This is a genomic window from Christiangramia pacifica (assembly GCF_057221535.1).
In genome coordinates this window covers 735503-752432 of the sequence record NZ_CM170146.1, presented here as the reverse complement: position 1 = coordinate 752432, position 16930 = coordinate 735503, and the positions used below count along the sequence as shown (strand labels likewise).

General features: G+C 33.6%; 21 protein-coding genes. 2 read left to right on the top strand and 19 right to left on the bottom strand.

Annotation, left to right across the window (positions count from 1 at the left end):
• Positions 1 to 95: 95 nt before the first annotated feature.
• The 4 genes from AC2S94_RS03575 to AC2S94_RS03560 all read right to left on the bottom strand — a co-directional run bounded on the left by AC2S94_RS03575 (position 96) and on the right by AC2S94_RS03560 (position 2435).
• Positions 96 to 533, bottom strand: coding sequence for a hypothetical protein (locus AC2S94_RS03575; protein ID WP_484630140.1), 438 nt, complete (start codon positions 531 to 533; stop codon positions 96 to 98).
• 35 nt (positions 534 to 568) lie between these two features.
• On the bottom strand, positions 569 to 946 hold the full coding sequence (locus tag AC2S94_RS03570; protein ID WP_484630139.1) for a lipocalin-like domain-containing protein: 378 nt from the start codon (positions 944 to 946) through the stop codon (positions 569 to 571).
• A gap of 378 nt (positions 947 to 1324) precedes the next feature.
• A complete protein-coding gene (locus tag AC2S94_RS03565; protein ID WP_484630138.1) occupies positions 1325 to 1843 on the bottom strand; it encodes a hypothetical protein in 519 nt (172 codons plus the stop codon).
• A 127-nt stretch (positions 1844 to 1970) separates the two neighbouring features.
• Complete coding sequence (locus tag AC2S94_RS03560) at positions 1971 to 2435, bottom strand: hypothetical protein (protein WP_484630137.1); 465 nt, start codon at positions 2433 to 2435, stop codon at positions 1971 to 1973.
• A 186-nt stretch (positions 2436 to 2621) separates the two neighbouring features.
• Here AC2S94_RS03560 and AC2S94_RS03555 point away from each other — a divergent pair, with 186 nt between their 5' ends.
• On the top strand, positions 2622 to 3368 hold the full coding sequence (locus tag AC2S94_RS03555; protein WP_484630136.1) for a hypothetical protein: 747 nt from the start codon (positions 2622 to 2624) through the stop codon (positions 3366 to 3368).
• 73 nt (positions 3369 to 3441) lie between these two features.
• On the opposite strand, the gene AC2S94_RS03550 is transcribed toward AC2S94_RS03555, so the two are convergent.
• The 13 genes from AC2S94_RS03550 to AC2S94_RS03490 form a co-directional block, all read right to left on the bottom strand.
• Entirely contained in the window at positions 3442 to 3735 is a 294-nt protein-coding gene (locus AC2S94_RS03550; RefSeq protein ID WP_484630135.1) for a hypothetical protein, read from the bottom strand.
• A 101-nt stretch (positions 3736 to 3836) separates the two neighbouring features.
• A complete protein-coding gene (locus tag AC2S94_RS03545; protein WP_484630134.1) occupies positions 3837 to 4280 on the bottom strand; it encodes a hypothetical protein in 444 nt (147 codons plus the stop codon).
• A 73-nt stretch (positions 4281 to 4353) separates the two neighbouring features.
• The gene (locus AC2S94_RS03540; RefSeq protein WP_484630133.1) at positions 4354 to 4548 is read right to left on the bottom strand and encodes a hypothetical protein; all 195 of its coding nucleotides are present in this window, start codon (positions 4546 to 4548) and stop codon (positions 4354 to 4356) included.
• Positions 4549 to 4553: 5 nt separating this feature from the next.
• The gene (locus AC2S94_RS03535) at positions 4554 to 5141 is read right to left on the bottom strand and encodes a hypothetical protein (RefSeq protein ID WP_484630132.1); all 588 of its coding nucleotides are present in this window, start codon (positions 5139 to 5141) and stop codon (positions 4554 to 4556) included.
• Between the two features lie 81 nt (positions 5142 to 5222).
• Positions 5223 to 6038, bottom strand: a complete 816-nt coding sequence (locus tag AC2S94_RS03530; protein WP_484630131.1) for a hypothetical protein — start codon at positions 6036 to 6038, stop codon at positions 5223 to 5225.
• A gap of 95 nt (positions 6039 to 6133) precedes the next feature.
• A complete protein-coding gene (locus AC2S94_RS03525; RefSeq protein ID WP_484630130.1) occupies positions 6134 to 6703 on the bottom strand; it encodes a glycosyl-4,4'-diaponeurosporenoate acyltransferase CrtO family protein in 570 nt (189 codons plus the stop codon).
• Between the two features lie 168 nt (positions 6704 to 6871).
• Positions 6872 to 7405: a hypothetical protein gene (locus AC2S94_RS03520; RefSeq protein WP_484630129.1), complete on the bottom strand. Its 534-nt coding sequence runs from the start codon at positions 7403 to 7405 to the stop codon at positions 6872 to 6874.
• Positions 7406 to 7591: 186 nt separating this feature from the next.
• On the bottom strand, positions 7592 to 8152 hold the full coding sequence (locus AC2S94_RS03515) for a hypothetical protein (RefSeq protein ID WP_484630128.1): 561 nt from the start codon (positions 8150 to 8152) through the stop codon (positions 7592 to 7594).
• 272 nt (positions 8153 to 8424) lie between these two features.
• On the bottom strand, positions 8425 to 8985 hold the full coding sequence (locus tag AC2S94_RS03510) for a hypothetical protein (protein ID WP_484630127.1): 561 nt from the start codon (positions 8983 to 8985) through the stop codon (positions 8425 to 8427).
• A 211-nt stretch (positions 8986 to 9196) separates the two neighbouring features.
• Complete coding sequence (locus tag AC2S94_RS03505) at positions 9197 to 9679, bottom strand: YdeI/OmpD-associated family protein (RefSeq protein WP_484630126.1); 483 nt, start codon at positions 9677 to 9679, stop codon at positions 9197 to 9199.
• Positions 9680 to 9767: 88 nt separating this feature from the next.
• Positions 9768 to 10160, bottom strand: coding sequence for a RidA family protein (locus AC2S94_RS03500; protein WP_484630125.1), 393 nt, complete (start codon positions 10158 to 10160; stop codon positions 9768 to 9770).
• Between the two features lie 79 nt (positions 10161 to 10239).
• The gene (locus AC2S94_RS03495) at positions 10240 to 10929 is read right to left on the bottom strand and encodes a helix-turn-helix transcriptional regulator (RefSeq protein WP_484630124.1); all 690 of its coding nucleotides are present in this window, start codon (positions 10927 to 10929) and stop codon (positions 10240 to 10242) included.
• An 84-nt stretch (positions 10930 to 11013) separates the two neighbouring features.
• Entirely contained in the window at positions 11014 to 12588 is a 1575-nt protein-coding gene (locus AC2S94_RS03490; RefSeq protein ID WP_484630895.1) for a reverse transcriptase family protein, read from the bottom strand.
• A gap of 636 nt (positions 12589 to 13224) precedes the next feature.
• Between AC2S94_RS03490 and AC2S94_RS03485 the strand changes: the two genes are divergently transcribed.
• Entirely contained in the window at positions 13225 to 14526 is a 1302-nt protein-coding gene (locus tag AC2S94_RS03485) for a metal-dependent hydrolase family protein (protein ID WP_484630123.1), read from the top strand.
• A gap of 177 nt (positions 14527 to 14703) precedes the next feature.
• Here the strand turns inward: AC2S94_RS03485 and AC2S94_RS03480 are convergent, their stop codons facing one another.
• Both AC2S94_RS03480 and AC2S94_RS03475 read right to left on the bottom strand, forming a co-directional pair.
• Positions 14704 to 15264, bottom strand: coding sequence for a hypothetical protein (locus AC2S94_RS03480; protein WP_484630122.1), 561 nt, complete (start codon positions 15262 to 15264; stop codon positions 14704 to 14706).
• A gap of 146 nt (positions 15265 to 15410) precedes the next feature.
• Positions 15411 to 16766 (bottom strand): amidohydrolase family protein, encoded by a 1356-nt coding sequence (locus AC2S94_RS03475; protein ID WP_484630121.1) that lies wholly within the window; start codon positions 16764 to 16766, stop codon positions 15411 to 15413.
• Between the last annotated feature and the right edge of the window lie 164 nt (positions 16767 to 16930).

The following is a 16930-nucleotide window of genomic DNA, read 5'->3' as shown; positions in this document are numbered from 1 at the left end:
CGCATATTATCCTTAGTAAATTTAAATTATTATTTGGATTAGGATTGGAAAGGTCGTGAGATAATAATTTATTAGCCTAAAGGAATGTAAAACAGCTAACTCTTTTTATCTATTTTTAATAGGACAAACGCCTGACTCAAGGCTGTGAGAAGGGTTGGACCAGTTTCGTCAAAATCAACCTGGATCTCACCATTTTTTCGGTAGAGGCCGTGAATGTTGATCTTACTACAGCAATAATTGTAGAATTCTCCAATGATGATCACCAGATTATCTGATTCAAAATCGTAGTTCTGGTTTTCCAATATTTCAGCCCGGCCTGGATTAAAATTTTCGATCTGTTCTAAAAAACCCAGCCATTCTTCTTCACTTTTGAAAACCCTGAACTGTTTCTGAATTCTTTCTTCTTCTGTATAACTAAAATCACCTTCGTAGAGAATCTCAAAGGGAATTTCTGCTTTTGTCTCCTCTTTAGAACAGGCATTCAGGATCAAAAACAGGCAGAAAAATAGAGGTATTTTCAAGTGTTGCATCATATTCTATTTTATTAAATACAAGAACTTGGAACTGATCAAATCCTTCTTAGCAGAAACTTACCTAGATTGAGCTTCAAAATGAGTTCTTCCTGGGTCAATTTTAAAATATTGAAGCGAAAGGGTTTTTCTTCTATACCTGATAAAATAAGTGTTTTGGAATCCGGACTCAACTTCCATGTTCCGGTTTCTTTTTCGCCCGGCATAGAGGTTTTAAACTCTCCATTTTTGTTGAATTCAAATTTCCACTTATCGATTACTTCAGCCTTCATATAGGCCATTGCATTTTCGTCTATACCTTCATTTAGGGCTTTTTTGAATACCCACTTTCCAATAAGTTGATCACTGGTTTGGGCATTAAGATTAGAGGCTGCTATGCTTACAAATAGTAAGGTGAAAAGTACTTTTTTGAACATGTGTTTCTTTAGTTTTATACGTAAGCTCAATTTAATAATATTAATTATAAAGCATTATAAACAACATTTTCTAATTTTTACCCTTTTCTCTATCTGAGCTTTTGATTTTCTTCATTTCAATTTCCTGAAACCAGTCCTGTACATCAATATTCAATTTAACGGTGTTGAGAAAAAATCTTTGATTGTTTACTTTTTCGCTATACGCAGAAAACATTTCAGCATTGATATCTGAAACATATCCTATCTGCAGGTTCTCATCAGCAAAAATCCTGTAGATGATAGTTTCATCAAGATGGAAAGGTTTGTTGCGAATTATACGGGAAACTTTTTCTTCAAATTCCTGAAACGAAGTTTTTTTCAGTTTCTATATAGATTGTTTTAGTAATAGCGATGTATTCCGGTGGTATCAATAATATAACCTCCAAGTTCTTCATAATTATTCACGAATTTCCTGAAATAAGCTTTGATTTCAGGATCGGCATCGGGATGTATTTCATCTAATATAATTTCTTTGGAAATGCCATCCTTTTCCACATATATGTAATAATCGATATCTGCCCAGGCCTGGACCATATCTTTATCCTGAACTTCGCCATTTAAAAGGCTAGAAGGGATGTTTAAAAGTTCTGAAACCTTCTCAAATTCATCTGCACTGAGTTCTTCTTCAAAAGTAGTATTAGACCATTTACCGTATTCGTCAGATTCCCGGTCACCGTCCTTATACAATCCTGAACTGTTGATCATATAAAGATTTCTGCAATCACCGGCACACATCCCGTAAACCTGCCCGAAGATCACTTTTGCTGCATTGTTTTTATCAGTGTTTGATGGCTCATCACTCCTAGAACATCCAGAAATAGTTATTAGGAGAATAAGGATAATAGCAGCGTTTTTCATGGTATCTGTTTCTATATAGATGAAAGTTGGTTAAAATAGTTGCGTAAAATTTTTTGATAATTTCTTTTAAGACTCTGAAATACTAAATTTTAGCCTGTAAATAATTATAACTATTTGAGCTTTAAATTTATTCAATAGTAATATTGATCACTTTCCTGTTCAATGGTCGGCTCACCGGTTCTATGATCTCAATTTTCGAGATGCTCTTTAAGGCAATTCTATAATTTTTATGCTCCAGCAAGAAACCGTTTACATATATCCCTGTATCGGGGTTTAAGCTGAAAAATTCATTCAGCTCTTCCTGAGTTTTGATTTTTAGTACAAACTCAGTTTTAGCCAGCATTATTCCGCCCTGTTCATTATCAAAGAACAGATTGTTTTCAGAGCTCAGCCTCTTATCTTTCTGAACCTTGATCACTTCAATCTGATTGTTTGGAATGGATTCCAGTAGATTTAAACTTCCAATGATTTCATCATTCAGAATCAGGACCATATTCTGGTTGTCCCTGATGTACATATTTTTTTGAATATCCTGCGCGTTGGACGAATATCCAATCACCAGGAATATCAAGAGTAATTTTATTCTTTTCATATAACGGTAACGACTATTGAAATAATAATGTTGTTGAATTCGGACTTTAATTTATGATATACAGCAAAGTTTCAGATTTTCGAATTTTTAAAAACCTGGAAAATTATATTGTTGAATTTGAGTATTTTAGACGCTGTAGTTTTTCAAATTTGAATGTTGTAAATCATCATCCTTCAATGTTTAATTATGGCAAAAGATCTTTATCAAAATATAGTTTCAACAATAATCATATCGGTTTTAGGCATTTGCAGTTTGCTAGGCCAGGAAATTGAAACCGAACGAATTCAATTTGAAAATGGCAGTAATTCCACAATAATCGAAGACAGGATCATCGGCTCCGAAATTGTAGATTATCTTTTAAAAGTGCAGGAAGGCCAGGCCTTGAATGTTAGTATGGCGACAGATAATGCAGCCAATTATTTCAATATCATGGAACCGGAAGAGGAGTACGTGGCTATTTTCAATGGTTCTGTAAGTGAAAACATTTTTGAAGGTGTTCTCAATAAAAGTGGGGATTACAGGATCAGGGTTTACCTGATGCGCAGTGCTGCCAGGAGGAATGAAAAGGCTAATTACAGGTTGGAAATTATTGCCAGCCCGCCGGAACAAGATCCTGAACCTTCAGCTGCTTTAACAGGCAACAACAGTTACCATGCCACCGGAAAAATTCCCTGTCAGTTAAATGCTGAAAAACCAGATGAAAATTGTAATTATGGGGTGATCAGGGAAGGTGATGGCAGTGGAAAAGTTCTTATCACTGGTCTAGACGGTATTTCCAGGATCATTTATTTTAAGAATGGTAAAGTAACCGGGTTCGTAGGGCCGGGGAATGAAAATGCCAAGTTGGAATGTTCCAAAGAAGATGATCTTTACATTATTGAAGTTGGTGAGGAACGATACCAAATTCCGGAAGCAGTGATCTACGGAGGATAATTATTCCAAATCCATATTTTACAGCTAATTTAATAGTTAAGAATTTAGACTGCCAGTTTACAGTTTCCTGAGATCAAAATCGTTGATCCAGGTAATCCTTTAAATAGATCATAATTAGAAAACTAATGAAAATAGAGATCGCCATAAACCTGATCTGCCTGAAAAATTCTCTTTTAGCATTGGCCTTGATCTGGGCTATCACTTTTTCAAACTGATGTTTCTCTATTTTTTCAAAGAGTATTCCATCGGTTCGAATCTTATCTACATAAATATTATCCCTGATGTCTTCTTTGAACTTTGGCCGATTAGAATACAGAAGCAATTTATTATGCTCGTGTAGACTTTTTGGACCTCGTTCAACAGCCATAGCTTAAATTTTATTATTAATTGTTAGTCAGAGTTTTAATGCTCTTCTTAAAGATTAATAAAATTTTTTACGGCTGATTATTGAGTTCTATAAACGTGATTTTAATTGTCTAAATCGTGGTAATAAATCTTAGCAGCTTCTTCGATTTCATTGTCCAGATCAGCATCGAATTTCAACCCAAAAATTTTCCACTCTTCATCAGGTTTGTAAAATTCAAAAGTAAATCGAATTGGCTGGCGATCATATTTTCCCAGGTAACTCAATAATACAAAACTATCACCCAGCTTTTTCTCTACGAGCAGTTCGTAACCATAAAATTCTCCTACAAAATCCTGGTTTAAGCCCTCCATTTTATTTTTAAGGTCTGTAATGGCATCAGCGGCGCGATTCATCCATTCGTTTGTTTTATAAAGATTATCAACTGCTGCGCTGGCTCCGTCCTGCTGATATTCTGTAAAGAATTTTTCAACCTGCTCTTTTGGATCTTTCTGGGAGAATGCATTAAGGCTCGTTAACAATAATAAAAACAGTAGTGATTTTTTCATTTTGAATTTTATAAAAGGTATGTTAGTATTGGTAAATGATGATCTGTAGAATGCTTTTGCAAGCTATCGAATCTTAATTAGTTCGTTCAAGATATAACCGCCTGAGCTGTAAAAGCAATTGATATGCATACAAAATAGCGATGAGTGCCATGATACCGCAAATAATATATTCTGCTTTTTGGTAATAAGTAATTCCGCCTATAATGCCGAAAAAGATCCACATCAGGTTTGCCAGGAGATCAATAGTTTTAATGTCCTTTTGCTTCATCTGTTCTATTTTAGGTTCTCAATTTCATAGGGTTTCCGCGGAAAACCGTAGAGCACCATTTTATTTTCAGTTATCTCTTTAATAGGAACTATTTCCTGCCTTTTTCCCAATTCGTAAATCGAAATAAAATAGGTGGAATCGATCTTTTCCAGGTAAATTCGGGTATCCCTGGAAGTTGGCGGACTACTACCTCGATCTTCTACAATTCTCTCATCAAATTTAATTTTGATCTTTTCTCCGTTCCAGTTGAATTTAAATTCCAGTTTCTCTATAGCTGCTTTTTCCAGCGCTGTTTTTGTGGGAACAAGTCGAACAAAATCCTGATTGATCGTTAGTTTCTCATCTTCAGCTTTTAGTCGAAATCTGTTTTCATTTATAAAATCAAGATCCCAGGTTTGCCCATTGCTGAACTTTATCTGATGATTATCTGTTTGCACGGCAAAGCTGGAATACAATTTATCAAAACTGTAATGTTTTATGCTATCCTTTTGTATTTCGAGGATGAGATGCTCAGGAATGATATAAGTATCCCCTTCCTTGGTAAAAAACCATTTGCCTTTTAGATCCTGGGCATTACCTGAAATCATCACCATACAAAATGTAATTAAGCTTATTATTTTCTTTTTGTGTCTCACGCTTACGTATAATTTTCTTGTTTCCCGATTAAAAATGCTTCAGGCTAGTCTTTTTATAAGTTTTTCTATCTGCAACAATTCGGTCTTATTGATAAATTTCAGGGTTTTAAAGAAAAGGTTATTATCAAGTATCTCAATTTCGATTCCTTCAACATTACTGAATTTTTCCAGGATCTGGTTAACCCTGAAGATGTTATCAGATTTTTTAAATGTAAAAGATTCGTAATTCTTTAATTTCAGGGCATCCTCTTTTTTAAATATATCCAGGAACTTTTCGGTACCAGATTTTTCTCTTAGATAATGATGCCCCAGGTTGGTTTTTAATTTCATCCATACCATGATCTGTGACTCATTATAGGTAGTTTCAAAATACCCCGGAACCTTATCTACTATCACCACCGCCGGCATGAATATAAAACCATGGCAATATTCTATTTTAAAGCAATTGGAATAACTCCAGTCATCGTATTTCGAAAAGATCCTCGTGTTTTCCAGCAACTCCAATTCAGCTTCAGAAAAGCGGTATCTCTTATAATCTGTGCTTTTCCTCAGATAATTGATGGCGCGCTCCGCATCTTTTTCTTCCTCGGTATGCAGCTTTTCTATTTCTGTTTCCGGGATAGTGCTGTATTCATTATCGTGTTTTATCCAGTGTCCAGATTCGGCTTGTTCCAGGGTTAGTTTTGCACCTGTTTCGGGCTCAATGATATACTCATCTGCCAGGCTTTCATTGATCCTTTTTTCATATTCCCTTTCAGCGCGGGTTCCCCTGAACATGATCTTTAGAAGCTGGTATAGGAGGCTAATTCCAATTGCTGAAATTGCGATATAAAATATGATTTCTCCTAATTTCAATGTTCAGAAATGTATTTTATAGCTGTTACGACTCAAAATTAAATTAACTGGAAATGATTCGATGGTCAAGATAATTATTTTCTTTCTGTTGGTTGCTATGCTGTTTTTCGTTGCTGTCGTTTTTCAATAATTTCAATTCTCATTCGATGATGTCTTTGTAGAATGATCGGATAAAAATTACCAATAAAATTTATCAATAATGTAAAAACAGCTAATTTGGTCAATCCTATTAACAATAGATAGACGCCTAAAAATGAAATAATTACGAATGGAATTAAATGCCCAAATTCAGATTTCATGGATTGCTCTATCAAATTTGGAATTCCATTTTTTTTGCCGTTAAAATATCTTTCTCTTTGTTTTTTATTTTTCCATAATGTAGCCAGCAACAACTTTCTGAATAGATCAATTCTTAATTGATTATAAGTTTTCTTTAATTTTTTCGGATGGGAGATATGGTAATATGAATTTGGTAATAATTTTTGTGTAGGCAAAGCAAAACCAGCTAACGCAAATATTCCAGTAATAAACATATTAATAAGCCAGGCTATAAAAATTGCCAGCCAGTACGAATCAATGTTTAAATTTTCGATCGCGGTCAACAACTTATAGGTTTGTAAAATCAAAAAAATACTTCCGAGTATAAGTATTATTTTTTTTATCATATCTAAGACCTTATTCCTGAGATAAAGCTAATTGTCCTGGTTGTTGCAAAGTTCCAAAATGATGCACACCGGTCATTACGTTGAATGATTTCTTATTTAATGTAGTAAGTTATCAAATTCCGTTGAGATACTGCATATAAGACGCGCTAATCGGCTTTTGGAAAATTTTTATTCGACCGCAATATCTAGATCAGCAATAGTCCGATATTTATCATAGAATTCTTTTTCGGAACTATTTTGTTGTTTAATCAAATTTGAAAAATACTGCGTAATTTTTTCTTTTTCTGCGGATTTATCTGATAACAGATCATTGTTTTCATTGTCAAACACCATAACAGAAGCATATATATGTTTCCACTCTTCAAGTCCGTACGTATAGACATTATATTTTTTTCCATTTGAGAATAGATCTATATTCTTCCAAACCAAAATTGGATAATCTCTATTACCTGGATAAATTGCATCATCCCAAATGCCGAATTTATCATACATGACTTTTTGAGTATAAAAGGCAGAATTTACACATTCAAATCTAATTTCATTATAGGAGACAGTATCCCCCTCAACGATCGATTTATATTTTTCATTTATAATTTCGGAATAATCATTCTCATAAATCCTGGGGCATTTGGATTTTTCTGATTTCTGGATCGAAGCACATCCAATGAGCCCTAATAAAAGGATTGGGTATAGATTTTTCATAATTAATGTTTTTAACGACGCCAAGCGTTTATCGCACGTTGGCGGAGTAATGTACTCGGAGTTGTCGGCTTAGTATTGGTTTGTTGGTCAATTTAATTATTTTCTTACTAACGGTTCAGCTTATTGGCGATTTACATTCTTTGGAAAGAGACGTGAACGAATAGTTCCATTTTCAATATTTCCTTTTCAAGTTTTCTTTATTGGAATTGATATCCCTAAAGCGATGGCTCCTGAAAACTGTTCAACGGCTGGATGATAATAATATGTAAAACCTAAATCAAAATTATGTTTTGGACCTAATTCTAAGCCTATTGAAAATGGTATATGCATCAAAATGCCATCTTTTGATAAGTTTGTTAGTGGAGTTATTGTTTCAAATTTACCAATGGAAGCACCTATCCCTAATTCAAGATATGGAGCTACCCATGGAATAGGAGCAGTTATTCTTCCTTTACCTCCGATCATTAAGGCTTTTGAAGTAGTTTTATATAATTCATTATCAGAATCCTCATAGGTTAGAATTAATCCTGCATAAGGTCTTAAATCTATCCATTCCTTTAAATTAAAAATATATTCTCCCTGTGTAAAAAAACCAGAACCTACTACATCAGTTTCATCGTACGGTGCGGAAATCCCGTATCCGATTGATAAATTTAAATTTTGACTCTCTTTAGTCTGCCCCATTGTTTTTTGAATACCAAAAATTATGAATATCAGTATACAAGGGTATGATTTGAACTTTTGCATTTTCTCAGACTAAGTTTTTCAATCACAAACATACATCATAAATCTTCACAACGGTTTCAATTATGGCAAGTCACAGGATTGTGTATAGGAAGGTGCTAGTTAAATTGTTTTGTTTTGTGATTTCTAAAATCAATTTTTTTCTGGAATACCTGTAATTTGCGATATAACGTTGTTGTAGCAATTTTTTTTGAGATTATAATTGATTAGAACGTCAACAGCATTGCTGATCACCAATAGGTCTTAGGAGATTTCGCGAATAATATTGAAAGTAGTTACTTCGGATTATTTTCTGGCACTGGAATCATGATATGTGCATAGGGTGTTCCGGCCCACATAACCCAGGGTCCTCCATTGTTCATTTTTGTTGGCAATCCTTCAAGAATAGATTTATCTGGTGATACTACAATAATATGCGGTACTTGATGTTCCATCCATTGATTTTCTGGTGTAGCGATTGTATCCCAGGGATTGGCATTACTTCTTGGTGCTCCACCTTTTAAAAAATACCCGAAACCTGTCTTGGTTATGTTAGGTTCTCTTTTTTCTTTAACCGCCGTAAAAAGTTCAATTATTTGAGAATCTACACACATTGGGTTTTTTCCTGGCATATGGGGATTATCAGGAAAGCAAGTCCAATCATTATTGCCTTCTCGAAGAACAATTTTTTTTCCTTTCGGGTCTTTTGGATAGTCAAGAATAGTTGCATTTGCAGAAATGGAAGTCGGGGCTGCACTCATGGCCTCTTTTATTTTTAAATCATTGGTTTGTGCAATAATACTGGTTCCTAATGTCATAAGTAGGATTACTGTTGAGAATAAGATTTTATTTTTCATGTCAACACATTTTTAAACAACTGAATAACAGTAATATACGTAATTATATATTGAACCTTTGCTCATTAATTTGAAAATTCTAGAAAACGGTCTCGGTTATCGCAAGTTGAAGAAATCAGGATGAGGGTATTTCGGCTCAAGGTTTGTCTATAGAGGTTTTCGGTAACACCCGTAATTTGAAATGAACCGCTGTTGTAAGCCGTTTTTTATTTTATCTGAACTGTTTCGGATTTTGTCCTATGCTAGCAAGTTCAGAAATTTCTTTAATACGTTTTTCTCTCGTTTCTTGTCGTTTGGCTGAAGCAATCCAGTATAACAGCATCTTTTTTTTGGACTTACTAAGATTTTCAAAATAATTAAAAGCATTTTTATAACTCATCAATGCTTTTTTAAAGTCTTTAGGTATAATTAATTGCTCTATTTGATCTAAAATTTTCCATGAACCGTTTTGTTTGGCTATCTTAATACTGTGCAGGCCTGCTTCTGTCATTAATCCGCCTTCAATGAGCTGGATCACTTTTTCCTTATTAATTTTGGACCATGTACTATTAGGCTTTCGTTTTGAAAAATATTGTCGATAACTGAAATCGTTAATTGTTTGTTTTTTGCTGTCAATCCAACCAAAGCAAAGAGCCTCATCAACTGCATCACTCCAACTGATAGACTCTTTTCCTGATTTTTTGTTATAAAACATAAGCCATACAGATTGCTTGGCTTTATGATTCTTCAATAGCCAATCTCGCCAATCCGTACGGCTCTGTAAATAATATGTTTCTACGTTATTACTTGACAACGGTAGCTTCTAATTCTACTGTTAAAGTAGCAAAAAGCCCTTTAACTTCAAGTAATGTTGTCGCTTGTCTTATACCATACTTTTGTAAAAATGGTGCATACACATCCATACAAGTTGTGAAAAAATCTTGTGTTGAAGTTGTGTAAACATTCAATCTTACAATGTTCTTGCATTCATAACCCGATTCTTTGATTAACTTTTCTAAATTCTGAATCGTTTGGATTAATTGTGAGCGCATATCAGCATTGCTTGGCACTCCATTTTCGTCTATTGAAACCTGTCCGGAACAGTACAGTGTTCCTTCTATATTTTTCACCTCTACTGCTTGAACTGAATTAGTTTGCTCTCCCCAATTCCAGGGATCTATTGTTCTTTTTTCCATTTTGATAATGTTACTCGTTAAACTTGAAGCAAAAATAAAATGGGATTGCGACAGCCTTATGTCAGGGGTAGAAATGAGTCTAATAAAATTTATCAAAGTATTCCTGCAAGGTCATTTTATGTGGTTCAAAATGTTTGTCGAGTACTTGCAGTTTTTTAATTCTATCTAAACGGAAAAAACGAAATTCTTCACGTAATCGGCAATATGCAATCAGCAGCCAATTTTCTGTACTTAATAAGGCAAATGGTTCTAAAATACGAGTGGTCAATTTCTCGTCAGCATTTACATAGTTTATTTTGGTCTGACGAAAATTCGTTAAGGCAAATTGGAGTTCGGAAAGGTTGTTACTGTTTCTTTCTCGGTTTAGATTTTGGTCATACCTTGTCCTTTCTGAAAGCAAATTCACCTTGTCTTTCTGACCGTATCTTAAAACTGCTTTGATTTTTTCAATCGCTTCTGAGTAATCTTTTATAAATGAAGTGTCTTTGTTATTTAGAACTAATTGTTCAGCCATGATTAGGGCATTGGCCTGGGCTTCCGTAAACATCACTGGTGGAATTTTATATCCCTCCATTAAGGAGTAACCCTTGCCTTCTTCAGTAATAATGGGAATCCCAGCTTGTTCCAAAGCTCGAATATCTCTGTAAATCGTCCTAACACTTACTGAAAACTTATGCGCTAATTCTGTAGAAGTCAAAAGTCGTTTCGTTTGTAACTGCGTTAAAATTGCAGTTAGTCGTGAAAGTCGATTTGTTTCATTTTCGTTCATTATTTATCTTTGAATCTTCCTCAAATGGCTTACAACGGTTACGGTTATCGCAAGTTGCGGGAGTAGGGACGCTGAGTTGTCGGATTAGCTATTTTCTTCTATGGTCTCTAAAATTAGAATTTTTTGAGGAGATTCCGTTATTTGCGATGAACCGATGTTAGGCAAAGTATTTTTTATGTTATCTCTTACCATTCGAAGAACATTTCTCACATTCTTATAATTTTTGTCTTGAATATATTTCCAAGTTAAATAGTTCATTTCATCCTTTTTCTGGGCTGCTGATAGTTTGAATTGTTTTCCATCTTTCTTTTTTACTTCTTTCTCCTTTTGAATTTTTTCATATCTATCCTTGATTAGTTTTTCATCCGTATCTAAAATTGTACAGCGATGTGATTCATCATTTCTAATCTCTCTTAAATGAGTAATCTTCCTCTTATATGATATGTGCTGATCAAAATAAAATTCCTTTTCAAATAAGTAAACTAGTGTATTTATATCAAAACTTCGAACAGTTTTAAAATTGTTAAGTTGCCTTAGTCTATCTTCTTTGTTAAGTTTTTTTAATTTTTTAAATCTATCTCGAAAACCAGGATTATTATGCCACATGAAATCTTTCAAATCATCAATATCTGGAAATTTTTTCCAATAATAGAAATTCAGTAAATTTTCTATTTGATGAAAAGCAGATGTACAAAATGATATAAATGTGTCTTTTTTATTTTGATCATTTTCAGAGGCTATTCTCTCCATTTTCTCATTATCTTCTTCGATTTTTAATCGCACATTATCTTCTTCAATAAAACTGTAATCTAGAAGATTGGCTAGGAAGTTGTATCTAATTTGAAGATCTTGAACTACTGAGTTATTTTTACCTTTTATTAGTTTCAGAAAAGATAAGTGTCCAAGAAGAACTTCTTTAAAGTTATAGTTTATCTTTTCAACTGGTTGGTGTTTTTTGAATTGGGAAATAGCAAATGAGAGTCCTCCTTTTTCCCAATTATTTATCATAGCTCTAACTTTTTGCAAATACTCTCTCTTTACATTCAATTTTGTATTTACAATTAAACCCGTAACCTCCTGCCTTTGCATAAAATTTCTAACTCGGGTTTTGTTAGGATTTACTTTGAAGTTTTCTGATTCAATAATTGTTTCAATTTCTTCTATAACATTTGAATCGAATACGTTCCAGTTTGATGAAAAACTTAAATCATCAGCATATCTGGTATATTTTAATCTTTTTTCTTTACAGTAAAGAACAACCTTCCTGTCTAACTTTTGAGTAACAATATTTGATAATATTGGACTAGTAGGAGCTCCTTGAGGAAGACTGTTTTTATAAGTTCCTAAATTTGCTATTAAAAATCCTATTGTTTCCCGATTATCAACTAGATCAAAAGGTGAAAGTTCCAAAACTGTTTTAATTCGTCTGAATGGGATGGAAGGGAAAAAATCTTCAATATCGATATTCAACAAGTAATTTTTATTGATATGAGGTAATGCATTTCTTTTAATATCTTTTCCAAAAAGAAATCCATTTGTTGAGTAGTTGGATTGACCTTCAAAAACTATTTGTAATAGAATGTTTAATAGACTTTGAACTCTTTTCAGTCTAACATCTGGCGATTTAATTTTTCTATATTTTCCGCTTTTTTTTGGAATTTTAAACTCTTCATACCTATTCCCTTTTGGTTTTTGAAAGGTAATAAAGATGCGGTACGGTTAATGGCTTCTGACGATCTTTAAAAGCCCTAAGTTCAAGGTAATTTAGCAAGGAAACAAACTCTGTCAAATTCTCTATTTGATCAAATCTTTTCCTTGTATTTTCAATTAAAAGTTTATCTAAAAAGACACCAGACATATTCACTTGTGTATGAGCTTTGTTAAGTCATATTTCATAAAAGTAATAATATCAACTATAAGAAGTGAGGGCGAGAGCATCTATAAAGGGTTAATTATATAAAGATATAAATGTTTAGAAGAAAAAAGTTTTAAATAACTTTAATCTAATTCCTCACCTTAGAGTTTACATTTCGATATCGCAATGCATAATCAATATTTCTCTGGTGTCTTTGTTTGTCAAATCTAATCAAAATAAAATATTTCGCCAACGGTCTCGGTTATCGCCAGTTGGCGGATTAAGGGACGCGGAATTGTCGGCTTGGTATTTGGTTGTTGGTCAAGTTAATTATTTTCTTACTAACGGTGCCGCTTATTGGCGATTAACCGTTGTTTTACAAAGTTTTTTACCTTTATTTATTATCTACCTGAAATCTTTTGAAATAATTAAATACTGTCATGGCTAAAATTTATGTTTTATCATTAATTATAACAGTTTTTTCATTTTCTGATTCTTTAGCTCAAAATGATGAAGTATTTATTATTGCAGGCTCAGTTTATGATAGTCAACAAAATACTATTTCAAAGGATAAGATAATTCATGTAAAAGGAAATAAAATTCTGAATGTTGGGAGTAATATAAAAATTCCTGAAAATTCTAAAACTATTGATCTTTCCGGTTACTTAGTACTTCCTGGTTTTATTGATGCTCATACACACGTTCTATTTGATCAATCTCCCAAAAAAGATTTTGCAGAACATAGTATTAGCACACTAATTCTTGAAAATCAATCTTTAAGAACTCTAAGAGGATCTGCTAGAGCTAAGTCATATCTTGATGTAGGAATTACCTCGATTAAAGATCTCGGGAATTCCGGACAATTTCTTGATATCGCTATAAGAGATGCGATTAATGAAGGTACTATTGAAGGTCCCCGTATTTTTGCCGCAGGGCAAATTATGTCTGGTCCTGGGGGACAAATTTATGGAGTACAGAGTGAGCACGAGGAAATTGTAGACTTCGAATACCGCATAATTGAAAGTCCGAATGATGCTATTAATGCTGTGCGAGAACATATTAATCAAGGCGTTGATGTAATAAAAATTTGCGCAGACAACTTACCGAATAATACAAGATTAACAAGTGATGAAATGCGATCTATTACTGAAACTGCACATGAATATGGTTTGACGGTTACAGCTCACTCCGTTAGTAATAGATCTGCTTGGGAGGCTGTTAAAGCGGGTGTTGATGGAATTGAACATGGATTTTTCCTGGCTGATTCCACTTTAGGTTTAATGGCAGAAAAAAAAGTTTTTCTAGTTCCGACTGAAAATAGTAGAACTTATATGAATCGTTATTATGAAATTGAAGGTTCTAATCCAGAGGAACTATCTTGGATTGACGATTACATGTCTAATATGAAAGAGAGATTGATGAAAGCGATTAAAATAGGTGTTACAATTGTAGCTGGTTCAGATAACTATACAGATATTGGGGTTTCTCGAGGTGTTTCTTCTAAAGACATGTTTAGAACTTATTACGAAGCTGGAATGAAACCTTTAGATATACTTCAGTCTGCTACCTACCTTTCAGCTAGTGCTCTTGAAAAAGAAAAGGAAATAGGTGTTCTAAAAACTGGAGCATTTGCAGATATTGTTGCAATTCAAGGCGACATAGAAAATGAATTTATGAATTCTATCGAAAATGTAATTTTCGTAATGAAAGATGGGAAAGTGTATATGGATAATTCTTTGTAGTACTTTTTCTTTCGAAGTTCGAACTTTCTAAAAATTTTATACAACGGTCCCGGTTATCGCCAACTGGCGGAGTAAGGGACGCGGATTTGTCGGCTTACCTTTTTATTAGTTGGTTTCTAAAATTACACTTTTTCGGCAATACCCGCTATTTGCGATGAACCGATGTTGGCGAATGTTTTAAAAGTATATTGTGTCTTTTTTACCGGTTTTCTTATCAATTATATAAATCGGATTTTTTTCAGTTTCCAATGAATCCATGTCTATGACTTGAATTTGTTTCTCACTTTCGGTTCTTAAATCTTTACAATTTTTTAGTTGTATTCTTTTCTCAAAATCTAACAGCACGTTTTTCTTCCACTTTTGGAGATTTAAAGAATCAATCGGTTCTATTTCAAATTCAGCTTTTTGTAGTTTAACTAGATCTCCGGTATAAGTACTCCTAAGTGAAATATTTTGATCGCTTATAGTTTGAATAATTAAAGTATCAGGATTTATAAGTGGAGGAGGCTCATTTTCTATATCACTAATAATTAAAGAATTGTTTTCAATCTTACATTTATAAATCCAAACTTCTCTCCGGCTTGAATAAGTGACTAAAAGATAATTTTTAGTAATTTTAAATTCCGCATAATTGCCATTCTTACTACAATTATACCAAGTTCCGATAGCAGAATTCTCTTCATTGATAGGAGAATTAATTATTAAAAGAAATAGGAAAATGGAATATAAGATTTTCATATAAAAAATTCGCCAACGGTCTAATTTATCGCCAGTTGGCGGAGTATAGGACGCGGATTTGTCGGCTTAGTATTGGTTTGTTTATCAAGTTAATTATTTTCTGTCTAACGCTGCCGCTTATTGGCGATGAACCGTTGTTTATGCAGTTATAAATTTCCGTATTTTCCCTTTAGACCTTTTAGTAATGAATCTGGATCGTAGCTAAAACCATTTTTATAAATTTTGTAGATTTTTTTAATAGCGTTTTCGTCAAACTCCAGATCTCCATCTAAGATTATTAAATCGGCTCTTTTCCCAGTTTCTATTGTTCCAATATCTGTCCTTCCTAATTTTATAGCTCCATTTTTAGTCATTATGTTTATTACTTCCTGCGTTGTAAAACCAGCTTCTTTTAATAGTATGAAATTTCTTTGGTCCCCGAATCCTGGTAAAACATGCCGGCCTGCATCTACACCTGCTGAAAGTATTCCTCCCTGTTTATAGAATTGATACTCAAATTCCATTATTCGCTTTAAACGTTTTTCTCTGGTTTTGCCTACCTCTTTATTTGAACTATTGCTTATATTTTTGAAGTTATTACGAAATGACTCTGACATTATTTCTGCACTACGCTCATCGATGAAACTTCTTGAAGGAATACTTGCTTCATAAATACTCAGAGTTGAAGTTAGAACAGTTTCATTTTCTACTAAATTATCGAGTAGGTCTTCGACTTCTTCCGAATCTAGATCTAATTCATCTATATATTCTCTCGAACCAGAACATTTACCAACCTCTTTATCACCTCTAAAGTCTGAAACACTATTTAACCCATGTTCAATAGCATCTATACCCATTTCTGAAGCTTCTTTGAATGTAATGGAACAAAGATGCCCCGTAACCTTTAATTTATTTTTGTGAGCTTCGTCGATTACTATTTTAAGGAATTCAGGTTCTATATTTCTATATACCTTAAACCACTTGGCGCCTTTAGCTGTCCAGAATTTGATAGTATCTCTTAATTGATCTTCATTTTGAGGAATTATCATGTTCGGATTTCCACCTTTACCAGTAATATAAGGTCCACTAGGAATAATTTCAGGTCCTAAAATTTCGCCTGTTTCTATCTTTCTTGCAATTTCTATTTCCTTGCTAGGTGAAGCTGCTCCGCAGGTTTGAATAGTTGTAACACCAGAGGCTAAATATAATTTAGTTGCAATTTCCCCCAGAAAAGGATTACCGGGAATATGAAGATGATTATGAACACCAACTAAACCAGGAATCATGGTTTTTCCTTTACCGTCTATAATCCTTACACCTTTTGGTATTTTGAAATCCGAGGAATTGAAAACCTTCTTAAATATTCCATTTTCAATTAAAACAGTTGTGTTATTTTGAATTGGACCTCCAGTTCCATCAATAAGTTTTATGTTTTTTATTAAAACTTTCCCTGAATCAGACCTTTGTGCTATTACCAGGGCTACATTTAATAGAAGGATTAGGATAAAAAATAATTTTCTCAAATCTCAATTTTTATAATTGCATAGAACGGCGGTTACGGTTATCGCCAGTTGGCGGAGTAGGGAACGCGAATTTGTCGGCTTAGTATTGGTTTGTTGGTGAAGTTAATTATTTTCTTTCTAACGGTGCCGCTTATTGGCGATGAACCGTTGCTGTAAATCGTTTT